The sequence below is a fragment of the Bacillus sp. MYb78 genome (assembly GCF_002975115.1).
In the GTDB taxonomy this organism is placed as follows: Bacteria; Bacillota; Bacilli; order Bacillales; family Bacillaceae_G; genus Bacillus_A; species Bacillus_A cereus.
The window spans coordinates 70065-89521 of record NZ_PCOB01000018.1 but is presented as its reverse complement, the minus strand read 5'-3'; the positions used below and the strand labels follow the sequence as shown (position 1 = coordinate 89521).

Here is a 19457-nt window from a genome sequence, read left to right as displayed (position 1 = left end):
TTATTAAATAAACAAGATTATACATCTAGACAACTTTTTGTATAGGAGTGTTGATATGTTAAACAAGTTCAAATTTTTTTGTTGTATTTTAGTAATGTTCATACTTCTACCGCTATCCCCTTTCCAAGCACAAGCAGCAAACAATTTAGGTCCAAAATTACTCGTTGGATACTGGCATAACTTTGATAACGGTACTGGCATTATTAAATTAAAAGACGTTTCACCAAAATGGGATGTAATCAATGTATCTTTTGGTGAAACTGGTGGTGATCGTTCCACTGTTGAATTTTCTCCTGTGTATGGTACAGATGCAGACTTCAAATCAGATATTTCTTATTTAAAAAGTAAAGGAAAGAAAGTAGTTCTTTCAATAGGAGGACAAAATGGAGTCGTTTTACTTCCTGACAATGCCGCTAAGCAACGTTTTATTAATTCCATACAATCTCTAATCGATAAATACGGTTTTGATGGAATAGATATTGACCTTGAATCAGGTATTTACTTAAACGGAAATGACATTAATTTCAAAAACCCAACTACTCCCCAAATCGTAAATCTTATATCAGCTATTCGAACAATCTCAGATCATTATGGTCCAGATTTTCTATTAAGCATGGCTCCTGAAACAGCTTATGTTCAAGGCGGTTATAGCGCATACGGAAGTATCTGGGGTGCATATTTACCAATTATTTACGGAGTGAAAGATAAACTAACATACATTCACGTTCAACACTACAACGCTGGCAGCGGGGTTGGAATGGACGGTAATAACTACAATCAAGGTACTGCAGACTACGAAGTCGCTATGGCAGATATGCTCTTACATGGTTTTCCTGTAGGTGGTAATCCAAATAACATTTTCCCAGCTCTTCGCTCAGATCAAGTTATGATTGGGCTTCCAGCAGCACCAGCGGCCGCTCCAAGTGGTGGATACATTTCGCCAACTGAAATGAAAAAAGCTTTAAATTATATCATTAAAGGAGTTCCGTTCGGAGGAAAGTATAAACTTTCTAACCAGAGTGGCTATCCTGCATTCCGCGGCCTAATGTCTTGGTCTATTAATTGGGATGCAAAAAACAACTTTGAATTCTCTAATAATTACAGAACATATTTTGATACTCTTCCCTTGCAAAAATAATAAAAAACAACAATAGGTTATAGGACCTATTGTTGTTTTTATTTACCGTAAATTACCATATCTCGTTCATCAAAATCAAATTGAGAATGATGATGTGGAATTGAATACATTAGTTACTATTTTGCTTCAATACAAATACTGAAAGTTCTGGTACACTCCAAAATCTAACAGGCATTCGGGTTGTCCCAATACCTCGATTTACATATAAATATAACAGCTTACTCTTCCCCTCTACTTCATACATACCTTCAACATAGCTCTCAGCTAGTTTGGTAGTAATTAATGGACCTACGAAAGGAATTTGGACTTGTCCTCCGTGACTATGTCCTGACAGTTGAAGATCCACTGGGTAACGATTTATTTTGGTTACAACATCCGGCTCATGTACTAATAACATGTTGAAATCATCTTGTTTCAAGTTTTTTAAAGTTGAATCTATTTGCGGCTTCCCTAATAGAAAATCATCCAAACCTGATATTGTAATATATTTGCCGTTTTCCACTTTAATTTTCTGCACTTCATTTACTAATACAGAAAAACCAGCTTCCTCCATATATTTTTTGTAAAATAAACTACCGCCCCCGCCCCTATCATGATTCCCAAACACAGCATATTTCCCTAAGGGAGCGTAAATTTTCTGCAAAATAGCCTTCGCTGCTTCTCTTTCCGCACTATAAGACCCAAATTTATCTATTAAATCTCCGGTAAAAACTACTATATCTGGATGTAATTCATTCATCTTCTCCACTAAATGTTCAAGTTGTTTCAGTGTAAACTCTGGTCCTAAATGTACATCTGAAAACTGCAATATTTTTTTATTATTAAACTCTTTAGGAATTGTAGAAGCTTCTATTTCATTCCATGTAACTGTTACTAATTTTCTTTCTATTTCTGTCGCATAATAATACAAACTTACTGGTATCATTAATATACTTATAAAACTAATAATAAATATCTTTATGATTGATTTTTTTCGTTCTTTTTTTACATGATTCGTATGCATGTTTTCACCTCTAGAAACACTTTAAATCCTTATTGTTACATTAATGTGACAACATGAACAATGTTCTTAATATGTAATTCCCTCCCTATTCACTTTGACAATTTTATACAGAAGTCATAACATGTTTTTATAATACATAGATTTTTGAATTTTTTCTATTCATTCCATCATTTTATTACGGAGGGGTTATTCATGTCTGTATTTACACCAGAAGAAATTACGGAACTTGCTGCGAATTCCGGAAGGAAAAAAGCTCATTTATCATTACTCCCTATGCTAATTCTCGGTTTTTTTGGTGGCGCTTTTATCGCATTAGGGTATTTACTCGATATTCATGTTATTGGGACAATGCCAAAATATTGGGGATCATTTTCTAGTTTTCTAGGCGCTGCTGTATTCCCTGTTGGTCTCATTCTCGTTATTCTTGCAGGCGGTGAACTAGTAACTGGTAACATGATGACAGTTTCTATGGCCTGGCTCCAAAAGAAAATTACTTTATTTTATTTCATACGAAATTTAGTTATTGTTACATTTAGCAATTTCATAGGAGCTGTATTCGTAGCCTATTTTTTCGGTCATATCGTCGGCTTAACTGAAGGAGCTTTTTTAGCGAAAACTATTTCTATCGCTCAAGCGAAACTACACGATACACCATTGCAAGCATTTATTTCTGCAATCGGATGTAATTGGCTCGTTTGTTTAGCTGTTTGGCTCAGTATGGGAAGTAAAGAATTTATCGGAAAGATTATCGGTATTTGGTTCCCAGTTATGACTTTTGTTGCGATTGGATTTCAACACGTTGTAGCAAATATGTTTGTCATCCCAGCCGCAATTTTTGCCGGTCATTTCACTTGGGCTGAATATTTTCCAAACTTTATTTTTGTTTTCTTTGGAAATTTAGTAGGAGGTATGTTATTTGTAGCACTACCTTACTTCATATCTTATAATAAGAAACTACCTTCTCATCAAGAGAAGACTGAAATGAAGAACAAATCTCTGTCCGCTTAAATGGAATGTCTATAAAATGTCCTAAAAAATATTACAAATTTCATTTTTTTTGCGAATATATGTACGTACACTTGTTCTCGAATGTTTTATACGTTATAATAACAACTTAAATAGCATTATTTACATATGAGGTGAAAAACATGAACAAAACAGAATTAATTAAAAACGTAGCACAAAATGCTGAGATTTCTCAAAAAGAAGCTACTGTAGTTGTACAAACTGTAGTAGAATCAATCACTAACACTTTAGCTGCTGGTGAAAAAGTACAACTTATCGGATTCGGTACATTCGAAGTTCGTGAAAGAGCTGCTCGTACAGGCCGTAACCCACAAACTGGTGAAGAAATGCAAATCGCAGCTTCTAAAGTACCTGCTTTCAAAGCTGGTAAAGAACTAAAAGAAGCTGTAAAATAATGAAAAATATCCTTCTCATTTATGAGAAGGATATTTTTTTCATAACATAATTAATAAAAATCTGACCATTATGCTGTTTCTTTTGTTCCTTTATGCAAATAAAACCTTTACTTTCAAAGAAAGGTTTTGCTGTAATACTCGCTTCTGTATAGATTTCCCTATGCCCTAGGTTCACTGCTTCTTTTTCTAACTTCTGTAATATGGATGAGGCTATCCTTTTCCCCTGATAATATTTATGTGTAAATAAACGATCTACGTAATGATCCTCATTATAATCTCCAAATCCGACTATCACACCGTTATGATCCGCTACATAACTAATATTCTTTTCTAAAGACTTTAACCAGCTTTCTCTATCTAGTCGATCTGGTGCCCATGCTTGTAGCTGTAACTCATTATAATCTTTTGCATTAACCGTATGAACTGTTTCATAGAACAATTGTAATACTTGATTTAAATCTTCTTTCTGAAATGTTCTAATTATAATATCTTTTAACATATATAAGTCTCCTTACCAAACTACCTCTTAACTTTTCTACTATATACGATTCCATAATTCTTCTTTATTATATCGTTTTAATTTCTATACGAACAAAAAAACAATACTTATTCAAAGTATTGTTTTTTAATTCTATTCAATTACTTAATGTAGCTTTTTAAGATTTTAATTTAACTCTTTGTAATCGTAATGCATTTAATACAACGGATACAGAACTAAATGCCATCGCTGCTCCAGCAACCCAAGGGGCTAAGAAACCTAATGCCGCAATTGGAATTCCTAACGCGTTATAAGCTAATGCCCAGAATAAATTTTGTTTAATATTTCTTATCGTCATTTTACTCATAAAGATCGCATCAGCAATACTATTTAAATCACCGCGGATTAACGTTATATCCGCTGCTTCCATCGCTACATCCGTTCCCGTTCCAATTGCCATACCAATGTTCGCTGTAGCAAGAGCAGGAGCATCATTTATCCCATCTCCAACCATCGCTACTTTCTTACCATTTGCTTGCAGTTTTTTCACTTCTTCTGCTTTTCCTTCTGGCAATACTTCTGCAATTACGTGATCAATACCAACTTGCTTTGCAATCGCCTGAGCAGTTTGTGTATTATCTCCTGTAATCATCACAACGTCTAGACCCATTTTTTTCAGTCTTGCGATAGCTGCTTTTGAAGTATCTTTCACAGTATCTGCAACGGCAACTATACCAGCATATTCTTTATCGATTGCAATAAGCATTGCTGTTTTTCCTTCTCGTTCTAGCTCTTCCATTGATTTTGAAACTTCTTCAATATCAATATTGAATTTCTTCATTAATCGACGTGTGCCAATTAATAATTGTTTTCCTTCTACGACTGATTCGATACCAAATCCAGGAATCGCTTCAAACGTTTCTGAACTTGGAAGATCAATTTTCTTTTCTCTAATTCCTTCCACAATCGCTTCTGCAAGTGGGTGTTCAGAATTTTTTTCTGCCGCACCTACTAAACGTAGTATTTCTTCTTCATGGAATCCATCTGCTACAATTATATCTGTTAACACAGGCTTTCCGTTTGTCACAGTACCTGTTTTATCTAGAATAACTGTATCTAATCGGTGCGTTGCTTCTAAATGCTCTCCACCTTTAAATAAAATACCATACTCAGCCGATCTTCCTGATCCTGCCATAATAGATGTAGGCGTTGCAAGACCTAATGCACATGGACAAGCGATAACAAGTACTGCTATCATTTTCTCAAGTGCTCCGCCAAAATCACCAGGTGTAACAAATATCATCCATACTGCAAATGTGATAATCGCAATCACAACTACAACCGGTACAAAAATACCTGAAATTTGATCCGCTACCCTTTGAATAGGAGCTTTTGAACCTTGTGCCTCTTCTACTACTTTAATGATTTGAGCTAATGCAGTATCTCTGCCTACTTTAGTTGCTTTCACTTTTAAAAAACCATTTTTATTTATTGTCGAACCTATTACTACATCCCCAATTGACTTATCAACAGGAATACTTTCACCCGTTAACATCGATTCATCAATCGCTGATTTTCCTTCTACAATCTCACCATCTACTGGTATTTTTTCACCAGGCTTTACATAGACGATATCACCAGCTACTACTTCTTCAATCAAAATTTTTATTTCTGTTCCATCTCGCACAACTGTAGCTGTCTTCGCTTGTAAACCCATCAATTTTTTAATTGCTTCTGATGAGCGCCCTTTTGCTTTCGCTTCAAATAATTTACCTAAAATAATTAATGTAATAAGTACCGCACTCGTTTCAAAATATAAATCTGTCATATGTTCCGAAGAACCAATAGATTGAATACTTAAATATACACTATAGAAATACGCGGCCGACGTTCCAAGTGCCACGAGAACATCCATATTAGCACTTTTATTGCGTAACGCTTTATAAGCCCCAACATAAAACTGTCCACCAATGATAAATTGAACAGGAGTTGCAAGTGCTAGTTGCACCCAAGGGTTCATTAACATATCTGGTAAATAAATAAATGACGTAAATGAGAAATGACTAACCATTGCCCATAATAATGGGAAAGATAAAATAAACGAAATAATAAACTTCTTCTTTTGTCTTTCAATTTCTTGTAATCGATGATCAGTTGATGCATCTTGATCATCTGGTTTCACTTCTAATTTATATCCTAGCTTCGTAATCGCGCTCTTCATTTCATTTACATTAACTTCATCAGGGTTAAAGTCTACTGTGGCTGATTCTAAAGCAAAATTTACTGTCGCCTTGTTCACACCATCTAACTTATTTAAACGCTTTTCAACTCTATTTGCACATGCTGCACATGTCATTCCTGAAACAGTAAATTCAGCTTTATCACTTACAATTCCATATCCTAATGATTCAACTTTTTCTTTAAATTGTTGCGGATTTGTTTTAGTTGGATCGTACATTATTTTTGTTTTTTCAAGCGCAAAATTTACATTTGCCTCATGAACACCTTCTACTTTTTTTAGACCTTTTTCAATTCTATTTGCACATGCCGCACATGTCATTCCTGATATTTGAAGATTGGCCTCTTTTTTTTCATTCATGTCTCTCACCTCTATATACCCTTATGAGGTATAATTATTAGCAAAATAAATCGTACTTCATTTAAAGTACGATTTATTTCCATATCTAAAAATAATTATTGAACATCGTATCCTTGATCTTCGATTACAGCAACGATATCTTTTAATGTTACAGCAGACGAGTCGATAGTAACTTCAACAGTTCCTTCTGCTAATTGAACCTTCACTTGTTCAACACCGTTTAGCTCTTTCACACTGCTTTCGATAGCATTTACACAATGTCCACAAGACATACCTTCAACTTGTAATGTTAACTGTTCCATTTAAAATCCTCCTCTTGTTTATTCATTGTTTGTTAATCACAATTACATCTTACCATACCCCCCTAAGGTAATCAATGGTTTTGTATCATGATTTTTCAATTATTTTCTAAAAGTTTATTTTACACACACTTTTTCACTACAATACACCCAAATCCAATATGAGGGTAAACAAAAAAACAAGCCAGTTAAATACTAGCTTGTTTTTACGCTTTTGAAAAACGTTCAAATACTGTCATTAATTCTTCAATTGCTTCGTCACCATTTCCATTTTTAATAGCTCCTGAAACACAATGACTCGTATGATTTTTGAGAACGCCCATTCCTACTTTTTTCATCGCTGCATTAATCGCTGAAATTTGCACTAAAATATCTACGCAATAACGATCATTTTCAATCATGTTTTGAATACCGCGGACCTGTCCTTCAATTCTCTTTAATCTATTTATAATCTGTTCTTTTTCTTTTTCTGATCTATGTGTTACTGCTTCATGCTCTTTATGATCCATATTATCACCTTCTTAAAGTTTCTCTTCATCCAATAAAATAATTGTTTTTTATGAGTATACCAATTATAGCATTAAATATCTACGCATGATACCCCATAAGAGTATATTTTCACTTTATGATTATTCTTAACAACTCATTAGCTTCTTAATCTCAATTTTCAGTATACCCTTTCCTATTTGTCAAAAAATCATTATATCTCTCATCAAAATTCAATAAAGTGAAACAAGAATAAGCGGGGATTACCCGCCCCCGCTTATTCTTCGTCTATAATGTTTTAATTTTAATTTTCAGATATTTAACCCTAGAATTTTTCTTTCCATATATAATTATTGCTGATCACATACTTTTGTATCATTCACTACTGAAGTTCCTTCAACGGTTACCGTATGAAAACAATCATTCACTCGAACTGTCACAACATTATCTTGCCGATCAATGATATGATATTCATTAAAATTTTTATTCAGAGCACTGCGAATTTGTTCTCCTTCATAAATTGGGATGCCATGCGATAGAACCCAAATAAGTCCAGCGATAGCAAGAATTGTTTTCATACGATCTACCTCCTTGGGAATATAGTGAACTTTTCATCCATGCTTTTTCAGCTCTACGAATCCTGATTGTAATAAACCAAGCCTTTTGGAAATAAGTTCATTTCGTCTATTTTATGTTTATGCTAATTGTGACCGAATTGTGACAACTTTTTGTCTCTTTAGACGAAAAGTTGAAACAAAACTTTCAAAAAGGACAATTCTACATATTAAAAAGGTTATGGAATGTCTCATCCATAACCTTTTTAAGCTCAATTCTACAACTCATCCACCGTACTTCATGTGATCTTTGTAGACTTGTTTTATTTTCATTCAGTGGCATCAAAGCAAAACTTCGAAAATACTTCCCACACAAGTTCATTTCTGCTACTTACCCCAGTCTTTTCAAAAATGGATTTTAAATGATCTTGTACCGTGTATATAGATATACAAAATTCTTGGGCTAATTCCTTTGTCGACATACCTGTAAGAATTTTACGTATTACTTGCTTCTCACGCATTGTAAAACTATAAGTTTCCATAATAAGTGGAAAAATCTCTTCCGGTCTTGCTCTTTCGAATAGAACAATATAACCATCTTGAAAACTACTTGTATCTTCTAACTTACTAGCCCGAATGATTAAAAAATGGCCATAGGCTAAAGGTAGACAAACTTTTTCTTCTCTATTCATACACCCTACATTATACTCGTTAGCCTTTACTTTTGAACAAACTGCACGTATTGGTCTTGGTATTTCTTTTATATTTAACTGTTCATACTTTCTAAGATTTGAAAGCCACTCGCTGCCATCTTGATTCCAATATAATACATTAAATTCCTCACTTACTATAATCGTGCCTGTGCCTATCACCTTCTCTTCTGAAAAAGGTATAGGAACTGCCTTCTTTAAAGCCTCTCCAGCAATTGGGACTATCGTTGCTAAGTACTTACAATCATCGATATGAAACGCGGGACTTGTACTTCCTCGAAATAAACTAAGATGGCCATAACATTTTCCCTTACTCATACAAACGCCCCTTAATTCATCTCCAAAATTTGCTGGTTTTAAAATATTTCGGTATCTCGAACTTTTCTTTTGTTCACCATTTGTCGCCATACTTAGAGAAGCAACATGAGGAGAGTGTTCTGTTAAACATTTAAATTTATTAAAATCATCTTCTAAAAATTCATTCATAAACAATTGTGGATGAATCTTTTCAACACTCTCATCGGTAAATGCCCCAGTAGATAAAAAAGAAATCGGGTCTATAGTTGTAAAACAAGCGGCGTCAAAATCAATGACTTTACGTATCAAGTGGAGAAATGAATCTTGAAATGACCTTATAGAACTTATATGATTCGCCACCATTGTAATTTCTTTCATTGTTTTTTCATGCATCCTCTTCCCCCCCAGATTTACGGGATTGTTCCCCTTCATAATTTCATTTCATAATAAACCTATAAAACACATACTTAGGAGGTTTAAAATGAATTGGAATGATACTACCGTAAATTCATATGAACAAAGAATTCCATGTAAAATCCCAGGCTACTACCACTTATATGAAATGATGAATCATTTCTTGTTTACTACACTCCCTAAAGAAAATATCAATCCCAATTTGCTAGTTATAGGTGCTGGTGGTGGACAAGAAATTCTCTCAATAGGCAAACAAAATAGTAATTTATATTTTACAGGTGTCGATCCATCTGAAAGCATGCTACAGTTAGCTAAAAAAAGAATTAACAACGAAGGCATACAAAATCATGTTCATCTTGTACATGGAACTATCCACACATTATTACCAAATCAGTTATTTGACGCTGCCACCTGTATGCTTGTCCTGCACTTCATTCCAACTAATAAGGAGAAAAAAGAACTTATTAATGACATCAGTAGTCGCCTAAAGCCTGGTGCGCCATTCTTTCTCTCTTCAATAAATGGTGTGCCCCATACGAGTATGTTTTCTACACAATTACATGCTTGGCGCAACCATATGATGCAAAATCAAATTCCATTAGAAGATTGGGACCGATTTGAAAATTCTTTTGAAACAGAAATATTCCCTATTTCCGAAGCTAATTTATTAACTATCATGAAGGAATGTGACTTTACTCAAATGACTCGCTTTTTCACTAGTTTTTTAATTGATGGATACATTGCCTTTAAACAATAAGGAAAAAAGGTAAGCAATTGCTTACCTTTTTTCCTATACGTAACTAATAAACCTCAATCCTTTACTTAAAGACGTCGGCACAACAGATGCATGATTCTCCCCTTCAGCTTCATAAAACTTAAATTTAAGTTTATCGTGGTTTACTTGGAGAAGGCGCTCTGATAATTCATTTGCACCTACAACCATATGCTCTCGTTCAAGTGATCCAACTGTAAGGAACACTCCTGTTTCAAACTTAGCATTGTTTAATTCAATTATAAGGTTCTCTTCTTTTTCAAGAACGGATTTATTATTCCACCATATAGATGGACTACTAATAAAATAATTTTGAAAAGCATTCAAGTTTGTAAATAGTATATGCAAAGCGAATAGGCCACCTAAAGAATGCCCAAATAAAGTTTGCTTACCTTTATCAATCTCAAAATTCTTTTCAATTTGTGGTTTCAGTTCTTCTTCAATAAAAGTAAAGAAATTATGTGCTCCTCCTGTTTTAGGCCACGGTTTACCGTCTGGTTTTAAAGGGGCATCTTTTGAAATTACGCTAGGCGTAAAATCATAGCACCTTTCTTCCCCTGAAAATGCGCCTTCAATTGGATAACCCACTCCTACTATAATAGCTGGTGAAACACCGGTTTTTTCCGCTCTTACTGATTGTATTTTAACTGCTTCATGAAATGTTTGAAAAAAGGCATTGCCATCTAATACGTAAATGACAGGATATCCTGAATCCGGTGCTGGTTGCCTCGGCTTTGAAATATGAATTTGATATTCCTTACCTTCTAATTTTGAATACATTTTCCACTGCTCTGTATTAGATGTTATAATCTGCTGTTTTTCAACTGTAGTATTCACCCTATCCCCCCCTTTTTAACTTGTTACATATATTTCGATTTTTTCTTCTTGAGATACAACGCTATCATAACCGAAACAAACAGGAGCCCCGTTATACGGATCAATCATGACACGTGCATCAATATGAAATACTTCTTTTAACACTTCATTTGTAATGATTTCTTCCGGGCTACCAGTTGTAACAATTTCTCCTTCCTTCATTGCAATAATTTCATCTGAAAATCTTGCTGCATGGTTAATATCATGTAATACCATAACAACCGTACAATTATGTTCTTTATTTAACTTCTCCACAATTTGTAATACATCTAATTGATGAGACATATCAAGGTATGTAGTTGGCTCATCTAATAGCAACACTTCTGTCTCTTGTGCTAATGCCATCGCTAGCCATACCTTTTGTCTTTGACCACCTGATAAATTTGCAATTTGTCTCGTTCGAAATTCAGAAGTTTTCGTTATATCTAATGCCCAATCAATCATTTCTTTATCTTTTGTCGTTAACTTATTTACGTTATTTCGATGTGGATAGCGTCCATAAGAAATTAATTCTTCCACTTTAAGCTCACCTGGTGCAATTGGAGTTTGCGGGAGTAAAGCTAACTGCTTCGCAATTTCTTTCGTTGGAATTGTATGTAAATCCTGTCCTTGCAAATATACTTTACCGCTTTTTTGTTTTAAAATTCTTCCCATTGTTTTTAACAATGTCGATTTACCGCAACCGTTTGGACCTATAATTGTCGTTACTTTTCCTTCTTGTATTTCCACATTTAAATCGCGAAACACTGTAAGCTTTTCATAACTTGTTTCTAAATTTTTTGCACTTAAAATACTCACTTTTATTCCTCCTCTTACGCTTTCGCCTTATAAAGTAAATATAAGAAATACGGTACACCGACAATAGAAATAACGATTCCAACTGGTAGCTCTACAGGTGTAAAAACTGTTTTCGCAATAAAGTCTGAAGCAATTACAAGAAACATTCCGATTACGCCGCACGTAGGAATTATATACTTATGTTGAATACTGACAAGCCTTTTCGCTATATGCGGTGCCATTAAGCCAATAAAACCGATACTCCCTGAAACAGCAACACATGCGCTCACAAGCCCGATACTACTTAATAGTAAAATCGATTTCTCTCTTTCTACTGAAACACCTAAACTTGTAATACTCGTTTCTTCCAATTGAAATAAATCTAATAAATAAGCTTTCTTTTGTATAAGCGGAATTAAGATAATAAGCCATGGTAACATAGCCACAATATACTTCCAGTTTGCACTATATATGCTTCCAGACACCCACACTGCAGCCATTTCAAAATCAGTTGACTTCATTTTGAGTGATAAGTACATAGAAAAGGCTCCAAATCCTGATCCAATTGCAATCCCTGTTAATAAAAGTCGCTGCGAATCTAATTTACCGTTTTTCCAAGAAAACAGATAAATGATGATAGCTGCACCTAATCCGCCTACTAAACCAAACATTGGCATCATCATAATAGAAACCCAGTCTGTGCTTTTTAATTGCCCTTGAAAGAAAAACATAAAAATGACAATCGCTGTTCCTGCTCCGGCATTTACGCCTAAAATACCTGGGTCCGCCAACCCATTTCTCGTAATCCCTTGAATAACGGCACCCGCAACACCAAGGCCTAATCCTACTAATCCAGCAATTACGATGCGCGGAAGGCGAAACTCAAAAATAACTAAATCATGTTCTGGTACTGGATCAATTCTAAACAGTGTTTTAAATACATCTGTAATCGTAATATCGAACGTACCATTTGTTAAACTAATATAAATAGCACATAGTATTAAAAATATAATAATCCCCATCGTCATTCCGAAACGTTGACTTGAACTTTTAGGCATGTCTCTCTCCTCCTCTAGTACGGATTAAATAAAGGAAGAAAGGAATTCCAATTAAAGAGGTAACGACTCCAATAGGTGTTTCAAATGGATAGTTTACAAATCTACTCAAAACGTCACATAACGCTAAGAAAACGCCACCAATAACACCTGCACATGGCAAAATCCACTTATAATCTACCCCAATTATAAAGCGGGTAATGTGCGGAATAATTAAACCTACAAAACCAACTTTCCCCACTAAAGCAACTGCTGTTCCTGTTAAGAAAATTACCGATAAAATTGCCATCGCTTTAACTAGTTTTGTACGTTGCCCTAAATTAATAGAAACCTCTTCGCCTAATGAAAGAATGGTAATAGATTTTGATATTAACAGTGCTAAAATTATTCCAATTATCCCAAACGGTATCGTGATTTTAATGATATTAGGATCTACTTGATCTAACTTTGCATTAAACCAAAAACTAACATTTTGAGAAATTTGGAAATACGAAGCCATTGCAGCCGATACACTACTTAAAAATGTTCCAATAACTGTTCCTATAATCGCTAACCTAACTGGTGATAAGCCATTTTGAAGGAGCGAACCAAAACCAAACACGATACCGGCTCCTAGTGCAGAACCAATCATTGAACATAAAACCATACCAATTGATGACATTCCCGGAAGAAAAATCATGCTAAGTGTAATAACAAAGGCAGCGCCATCCGTCACACCCATAATAGAAGGGGATGCAAGATAGTTTCTTGTCATCCCCTGCATAAGTGCTCCTGATATGGCTAGAAATGCTCCGACTAAAAGAGCTGCAACTACCCTTGGTAAACGTGAAGTAATAATAATATTATGATTTACATCGCTTGAATCAAAATGAAATAATGCGTTCCACACTGTTTCAGCGTCAATACTTTTTGCCCCATACAAAATCGAAAGTATAACTGTAAATAAGATGAGTATGGGTGCTATACATAATATAGTTACTGGTACTGCATTTGTTTTCTGCATATCATTCAACGCACCTTACTTATTGTATTATTTAGATAAATTTTTCACTGCTTCTTTTAAGAATGCTGTTTTACTCCAAGCTGTACCACCTTGTGCCATTGGGTCTACAACATTTACAAATACTTTCTTTTCTTTCGCAGCGTTCATACTTTGCCAAATCGGATTATTTTCAATATCTTCTAGCACTTTCGGTTTATTATTTTCACTTGCTTCGTATTGCAAGAAGATATAATCAGGATTAACTTCAGCTAATTTTTCTAAAGAAATTTTTTCTTGTGCTTTTACCGTTTTAAGTTGTTCTGGAGCAGTTAGTCCAAGATCTTTATAAATTACAGGGTTAAAGTATACTCCTTCTGGGTATAGGAATAAGTCATTTGCTCTTAGTCTAATGACAAGTACTTTTTTATCTTTTAACTTATCTCCTAGTTTTGCTTTTGCTTTTTCAGCGTCCGAATTGTAGTCTTTAATAATTTTTTCTGCTTTATCTTTTTTACCAGTTAATTCTCCCATTAACTTTAAGTTATCTTCCCAATTTGTTGAAACGTGTGATACCGGGAATGTAGGAGCTACTTTCGTAAACTTTTCAGCTGTTTCTGCTGGGAATTTCGTACTTGATGTAATAACGTCTGGTTTTAATTGAAGTAATGTTTCGAAATTTGGTTCCATTTTCTCACCAACAGATTTCGCACCTTCTAAATCTTTCTCAAGATACTTCGGTAATTTACCACCAACAGTAATGGCACCAACTGGTTTAATTCCAAGTACTGCCGCATCTTCCATTGACTCTAAACTAGCTGTCGCAATTTTATCTACTTTTGCTGGCACTGTATATTCTTTACCTAAATATGTAATTTTACGTTTTTCATCTTTTTTCGTTTCCGTAGCTTTTGTCTGTTGTTTTTGCTCGCCTGAAGTTTTATCCGCACTATTACATGCCGCTAAACCTACACTTAAAACTGTAACCATCCCTAATGTAAATAACTTCTTATTCATCTTTATATATCTCCTCTCGAATTTTCCAAACTATATTCTCAATAAAATTTAACTATATGAAACTTGTCTTACATATATATTTCATTAGATTAATAATTCTATCCAGAACTCATTCTCGTTCACTTCCCCTAAGCTATAATTCTTTTATACCTCATCCATTGATAATATTTTTCATTGATAATGATTATCGTTACTAAGTATATATTTAATATGCAATTATTTCAAGAAAGATTTGAAAAATTTTAACAAACTGAATTAAAAAAGAAGTATCCGCCTAATGTTAGATGGATACTTCTTTTTTTAGAAATTTATATGTAATTCAACTGGACAATGGTCAGATCCCATTACTTCACTATTAATTTTCGCTTCTGTTATTTGGTCTTTCATTCTTTCCGAAACAACAAAATAATCTAAACGCCATCCGATATTTTTCGCTCTCGCGCCCATACGATACGACCACCACGAATATGCACCTTCTTGATTAGGATAAAGATAACGATACGTATCAACAAATCCTTCTTCTAAAATACATGTAAATTTCTCTCGTTCCTCATCAGAGAATCCAGGGTTTTTACGATTACTTTTTGGATTTTTTAAATCGATTTCTTTATGAGCAACATTTAAGTCTCCACAAAAAATTACTGGTTTTTTCTCATCTAATCGTTTGATATAGGACCTGAAATCATCTTCCCATTTCATTCTGTAATCTAATCGTTCTAATCCACGTTTTGAATTTGGTGTATATAACGTTATCATGTAAAAATCTTCGAATTCTAAAGTAATAAGTCGCCCTTCTTGGTCATGCTCTTCAATGCCTAAACCATATGTAACTGAAAGCGGTTCTTTTTTCGAAAAAATAGCTGTTCCTGAATATCCTTTTTTCACAGCATAATTCCAGTATGTATAATATCCCTCTAGATTTAAATCAATTTGCCCTTCTTGTAATTTAATCTCTTGTAGACAAAATATATCAGCACTTGATTCCTCAAGATATTCCAAAAATCCACCTTTTGCGATAACAGCTCGCAAACCATTTACATTCCATGAAATTAACTTCATTTATAGTCCTCCTCTTGATGTTTATTTCCAAATTTCATGCTATCACAAAATAGAAAACAATCATATTTTCACCTTTGTAATCTTGCTCTTACATTTATGAATACATACATACGCACTTTATTCAGGTTATACTAATTTCAGAGGTGATGTTCTATGCACAAGGATGGAGTTACATTAACAAATGAGTATTGGCAAGCAATTATTCATAATAATTCTTCCTATGATAGCAAATTCTTTTATGCTGTGAAATCAACTGGAATCTTTTGCAGACCATCATGCAAATCAAGAATACCGAATAGAAACAATGTACGAATTTTTCATCATGCAGAGCAAGCATTAAGTGAAAACTTTCGCCCGTGCAAACGTTGTAAGCCAAACGGGATCACTTTACCTAATGAAGAGTGGGTAGAACAAATTAAAGACTATATCGAAAAGCATTATGACGAATCCTTAACTCTCGACATGCTTGCGGAAATGTGTCACGGTAGCCCTTTTCATTTACAGCGTACTTTCAAAAGAATAATAGGGCTAACTCCTATAGAATATATACAACAATTCAGGGTTCTTAAAGCAACCGAATACCTTTTACACACAAATCAATCTATTAAAGAAATTAGTACTGCTGTCGGGATAGAAAACCCAGAGTATTTCGCAACTTTATTTAAAAAGAAAACCGGATTTACTCCTACTGAATATCGAAAAAAGAACGAAATGAAAGAGGGATACGATAATGAATTCCTACAAAAATAATTATATATATTGGACGCTACTTACACATGAAAATTGGCGATTTCATATTGCTGCAACTGAAAATGGACTATGCTTCATTGGATCACAAGAAGAAAACTTTGAAGAATTAAATATATGGGCTAGAAAAAAACTGCCCCAACATATATTGATCCATAGTCCAGATTACTTGCTAATATATACGAAAGAAGTTATCGAGTATTTAGAAAACAAGCGAGAAACTTTCACATTTCCTATCGATGCTTATGGAACTAATTTTCAATTATCTGTTTGGAATACGGTACGTGAAATTACTTATGGGAAGACATATTCTTATACAGAAATTGCTGAAAGAATTCAAAAACCTAAAGCTGTGCGCGCCGTTGCTTCTGCTATTGCTGCTAACCCTCTTCTTATTACAATTCCTTGTCACCGCGTTATTGGGAGGAACGGGAAACTAACCGGATTTAGGGGTGGATTAGAAATGAAGAAAAAATTGCTTACATTAGAAAAGGTGCAGGTGGAATTCATATGACAGCAGAATATAATAGCGCATTATCTGTAGCAGTTCCGAAAGAATTTTGTTTTCAAGAAAATTTACGCTATCTATCACGTTCGAACAATGAATGTATGTTCCATATTGAAGACAACAAAATTTATAAAGTTATCCCTGTTCAAGATGTAAATCCTTTAGTTGAAATTAGTGTGAATACAGATGGAAATATTCAAATACGTTGTTTAGAAGAACCATATACATCTGAAAAATCGATACGTGAAGCTGTATCTAACTATGTAAAAGAATGGTTTGATTTAACTACTGATTTAGCCCCATTTTATACATTAGCTAAACATGATTTACTCCTTCAAGGACCAATTGAACAATATTATGGCCTTCGTAATTTAGGTATTCCAGACTTATTTGAGGCACTTTCCTGGGGAATTATCGGTCAACAAATTAACCTAACATATGCTTATACGCTAAAAAGAAGATTAGTTGAGAAATTTGGAAGTTATGTAGAATGGGACGGTAGAAAACATTGGATATTCCCATCACCTGAAACAATTGCAAATCTACATGTAGAAGATCTCCAACAATTAAAAATGACGACTAGAAAATGTGAATATTTAATCGGTATTGCGAAGCTTATTACAGAGAGAAAACTATCAAAAGAGGATTTACTGCAAACACAAGATGTAAAGGTTGCTGAGAAACAATTAACCGCCATCCATGGTATAGGCCCCTGGACTGCCAACTATGTTTTAATGCGTTGTTTAAGATTTCCTTCAGCTTTTCCAATTGATGATGTCGGTCTCCATAATGCAATTAAATTTATAACAGGTTCCGAAAATAAACCAACTAAAAATGAAATAAAAGATTTCGCGGCAAACTGGGCTAATTGGGAGTCTTATGCGACTTTTTATTTATGGCGAGTACTATATTAAAAGAACCAAGTAGCACATTCGTACTACTTGGTTCTTTTTTACGCTTGCTCCTCAAAACGTCTTGCAATTTCCACAATAACTTGAACGGCTTTTTCCATAGTATCTACCGAAACATACTCAAATTTACCGTGATAGTTTTCACCACCAGTGAAAATATTCGGCGTCGGTAATCCCATATATGATAATTGTGATCCATCTGTGCCTCCGCGAATCGGATGAATATTTGGTTCAATGTCTAAACTTTTCATTGCTTCATATGCAATATCAACAATTTCTCTTACCGGTTCAATTTTTTCAAGCATGTTATAGTATTGATCATTCATTTCTAAAACGACTGCATCTTTCCCATACTTCTCTTGCATTTGTTTCACAATATTTTCAATGGTATTTTTACGTGCCTCAAAATTTTCACGATCAAAGTCTCGAATAATATAATACGCTTTACTTTGCTCAACATCACCATTTAAAGAAAGTAAATGATAGAATCCTTCATAGCCTTCTGTATATTCTGGCGCCTCTTCTACTGGTAAATACCCATTAAACTCCATAGCAAGTTTAGTAGCATTGCGCATTTTATTTTTCGCTGTTCCAGGATGTGTATTCGTTCCGTTAAACGTTAACTTAGCACCTGCAGCATTAAAACTTTCATACTCTAAACCACCTAATGGACCTCCATCCATCGTATAAGCGAATGATGCACCAAACGCTTCTACATCAAAATGCGCTGGCCCACGACCAATTTCTTCATCCGGTGTAAATGCTACTCTTATTTTCCCGTGCTTAATTTGCGGATTATGTATTAAATGGTTCATTGCAACCATAATTTCTGTAAGACCAGCTTTATCATCTGCTCCTAGAAGTGTTGTACCATCAGTTGTAATAATGGTATGTCCTTTATATGATGGTAATTCCGGGAACTGCTCTGGTGTTAACACAACATTTAGCTCTTCATTTAACGTAATTGCATTACCATCAAAATTTTCATGAATTTGTGGTTTGACGTTTTTCCCTGTAAAGTCTGTTGCCGTATCTAAATGGGCTAAAAATCCGATTACAGGAACATCCTTGTCCGTATTAGCTGGAAGTGTTGCCATTACATAGCCATTATCATCCATCGTTACTTCTGTTAAACCAATTTCTTTTAGCTCTTCCACTAATAACTTACCAAACTCAATTTGTCCTGGTGTTGTTGGTACTGTATGACTTTCTTCATTTGATTGCGTATCAATTTTTACATATCTCGTAAATCTTTCAATAAGTTCTTGTTTCAAGTTCATTCACTCCCTTTTATGTTTCTCCCTCCATTATAATCCTTAAAACGAAATATTTTAACTTTTTCGACTGTGAAGATGTA

General features: G+C 34.4%; 21 protein-coding genes. 7 read left to right on the top strand and 14 right to left on the bottom strand.

What is annotated here, in order from left to right; all coding sequences use genetic code 11:
- Positions 1 to 55: 55 nt before the first annotated feature.
- Entirely contained in the window at positions 56 to 1138 is a 1083-nt protein-coding gene (locus CQ064_RS25460; protein WP_000932433.1) for a chitinase, read from the top strand.
- 109 nt (positions 1139 to 1247) lie between these two features.
- Here the strand turns inward: CQ064_RS25460 and CQ064_RS25455 are convergent, their stop codons facing one another.
- Entirely contained in the window at positions 1248 to 2141 is an 894-nt protein-coding gene (locus CQ064_RS25455; protein WP_000557324.1) for a metallophosphoesterase, read from the bottom strand.
- A 192-nt stretch (positions 2142 to 2333) separates the two neighbouring features.
- On the opposite strand from CQ064_RS25455, the gene CQ064_RS25450 reads away from it, so the two are divergent.
- Positions 2334 to 3149 (top strand): formate/nitrite transporter family protein, encoded by an 816-nt coding sequence (locus CQ064_RS25450; protein ID WP_000110541.1) that lies wholly within the window; start codon positions 2334 to 2336, stop codon positions 3147 to 3149.
- Between the two features lie 140 nt (positions 3150 to 3289).
- Positions 3290 to 3562 carry an HU family DNA-binding protein gene (locus CQ064_RS25445; RefSeq protein WP_001043904.1) on the top strand — a complete coding sequence of 91 codons (273 nt, stop codon included), beginning with the start codon at positions 3290 to 3292 and terminating at the stop codon, positions 3560 to 3562.
- Between the two features lie 19 nt (positions 3563 to 3581).
- Here the strand turns inward: CQ064_RS25445 and CQ064_RS25440 are convergent, their stop codons facing one another.
- The 6 genes from CQ064_RS25440 to CQ064_RS25415 all read right to left on the bottom strand — a co-directional run bounded on the left by CQ064_RS25440 (position 3582) and on the right by CQ064_RS25415 (position 9378).
- A complete protein-coding gene (locus tag CQ064_RS25440; protein ID WP_000910164.1) occupies positions 3582 to 4061 on the bottom strand; it encodes a GNAT family N-acetyltransferase in 480 nt (159 codons plus the stop codon).
- Positions 4062 to 4218: 157 nt separating this feature from the next.
- Complete coding sequence (locus CQ064_RS25435) at positions 4219 to 6639, bottom strand: heavy metal translocating P-type ATPase (protein ID WP_001003177.1); 2421 nt, start codon at positions 6637 to 6639, stop codon at positions 4219 to 4221.
- A 95-nt stretch (positions 6640 to 6734) separates the two neighbouring features.
- The gene (gene copZ, locus CQ064_RS25430; RefSeq protein ID WP_000436973.1) at positions 6735 to 6941 is read right to left on the bottom strand and encodes a copper chaperone CopZ; all 207 of its coding nucleotides are present in this window, start codon (positions 6939 to 6941) and stop codon (positions 6735 to 6737) included.
- 203 nt (positions 6942 to 7144) lie between these two features.
- Entirely contained in the window at positions 7145 to 7447 is a 303-nt protein-coding gene (locus CQ064_RS25425; protein ID WP_000349637.1) for a metal-sensing transcriptional repressor, read from the bottom strand.
- A 327-nt stretch (positions 7448 to 7774) separates the two neighbouring features.
- On the bottom strand, positions 7775 to 8002 hold the full coding sequence (locus CQ064_RS25420; protein WP_000849103.1) for a hypothetical protein: 228 nt from the start codon (positions 8000 to 8002) through the stop codon (positions 7775 to 7777).
- A gap of 305 nt (positions 8003 to 8307) precedes the next feature.
- Positions 8308 to 9378, bottom strand: a complete 1071-nt coding sequence (locus CQ064_RS25415) for a helix-turn-helix transcriptional regulator (RefSeq protein ID WP_000544760.1) — start codon at positions 9376 to 9378, stop codon at positions 8308 to 8310.
- Positions 9379 to 9466: 88 nt separating this feature from the next.
- On the opposite strand from CQ064_RS25415, the gene CQ064_RS25410 reads away from it, so the two are divergent.
- Positions 9467 to 10156 carry a class I SAM-dependent methyltransferase gene (locus tag CQ064_RS25410; protein WP_001104345.1) on the top strand — a complete coding sequence of 230 codons (690 nt, stop codon included), beginning with the start codon at positions 9467 to 9469 and terminating at the stop codon, positions 10154 to 10156.
- A 33-nt stretch (positions 10157 to 10189) separates the two neighbouring features.
- Here CQ064_RS25410 and CQ064_RS25405 read toward each other — a convergent pair whose 3' ends face one another.
- The 6 genes from CQ064_RS25405 to CQ064_RS25380 form a co-directional block, all read right to left on the bottom strand.
- Complete coding sequence (locus tag CQ064_RS25405) at positions 10190 to 11008, bottom strand: alpha/beta hydrolase (RefSeq protein ID WP_001098701.1); 819 nt, start codon at positions 11006 to 11008, stop codon at positions 10190 to 10192.
- A 15-nt stretch (positions 11009 to 11023) separates the two neighbouring features.
- The gene (locus tag CQ064_RS25400) at positions 11024 to 11845 is read right to left on the bottom strand and encodes an ABC transporter ATP-binding protein (RefSeq protein WP_000025764.1); all 822 of its coding nucleotides are present in this window, start codon (positions 11843 to 11845) and stop codon (positions 11024 to 11026) included.
- Between the two features lie 14 nt (positions 11846 to 11859).
- Positions 11860 to 12882 carry a FecCD family ABC transporter permease gene (locus tag CQ064_RS25395; RefSeq protein ID WP_001126727.1) on the bottom strand — a complete coding sequence of 341 codons (1023 nt, stop codon included), beginning with the start codon at positions 12880 to 12882 and terminating at the stop codon, positions 11860 to 11862.
- On the bottom strand, positions 12875 to 13882 hold the full coding sequence (locus CQ064_RS25390; RefSeq protein ID WP_001173064.1) for a FecCD family ABC transporter permease: 1008 nt from the start codon (positions 13880 to 13882) through the stop codon (positions 12875 to 12877). Before CQ064_RS25390 ends, CQ064_RS25395 begins: the two co-directional genes overlap by 8 nt.
- Positions 13883 to 13909: 27 nt before the next feature.
- The gene (locus tag CQ064_RS25385; protein WP_001035498.1) at positions 13910 to 14875 is read right to left on the bottom strand and encodes an iron-hydroxamate ABC transporter substrate-binding protein; all 966 of its coding nucleotides are present in this window, start codon (positions 14873 to 14875) and stop codon (positions 13910 to 13912) included.
- A gap of 300 nt (positions 14876 to 15175) precedes the next feature.
- A complete protein-coding gene (locus tag CQ064_RS25380; protein WP_000767622.1) occupies positions 15176 to 15934 on the bottom strand; it encodes an exodeoxyribonuclease III in 759 nt (252 codons plus the stop codon).
- A 153-nt stretch (positions 15935 to 16087) separates the two neighbouring features.
- Here CQ064_RS25380 and CQ064_RS25375 point away from each other — a divergent pair, with 153 nt between their 5' ends.
- Genes CQ064_RS25375 through CQ064_RS25365 form a run of 3 tightly spaced genes read left to right on the top strand, consistent with a single transcriptional unit; the run spans position 16088 to position 18103 of the window.
- Positions 16088 to 16684, top strand: coding sequence for a bifunctional transcriptional activator/DNA repair enzyme AdaA (locus CQ064_RS25375; protein ID WP_000548569.1), 597 nt, complete (start codon positions 16088 to 16090; stop codon positions 16682 to 16684).
- On the top strand, positions 16665 to 17195 hold the full coding sequence (locus tag CQ064_RS25370) for a methylated-DNA--[protein]-cysteine S-methyltransferase (RefSeq protein WP_001089832.1): 531 nt from the start codon (positions 16665 to 16667) through the stop codon (positions 17193 to 17195). The genes CQ064_RS25375 and CQ064_RS25370 overlap by 20 nt, the downstream gene beginning before the upstream one ends.
- Positions 17192 to 18103 carry a DNA-3-methyladenine glycosylase 2 gene (locus CQ064_RS25365; RefSeq protein WP_000123517.1) on the top strand — a complete coding sequence of 304 codons (912 nt, stop codon included), beginning with the start codon at positions 17192 to 17194 and terminating at the stop codon, positions 18101 to 18103. Before CQ064_RS25370 ends, CQ064_RS25365 begins: the two co-directional genes overlap by 4 nt.
- A 38-nt stretch (positions 18104 to 18141) precedes the next feature.
- Here CQ064_RS25365 and pepT read toward each other — a convergent pair whose 3' ends face one another.
- Complete coding sequence (pepT, locus tag CQ064_RS25360) at positions 18142 to 19374, bottom strand: peptidase T (protein WP_000807015.1); 1233 nt, start codon at positions 19372 to 19374, stop codon at positions 18142 to 18144.
- Positions 19375 to 19457 lie beyond the last annotated feature (83 nt).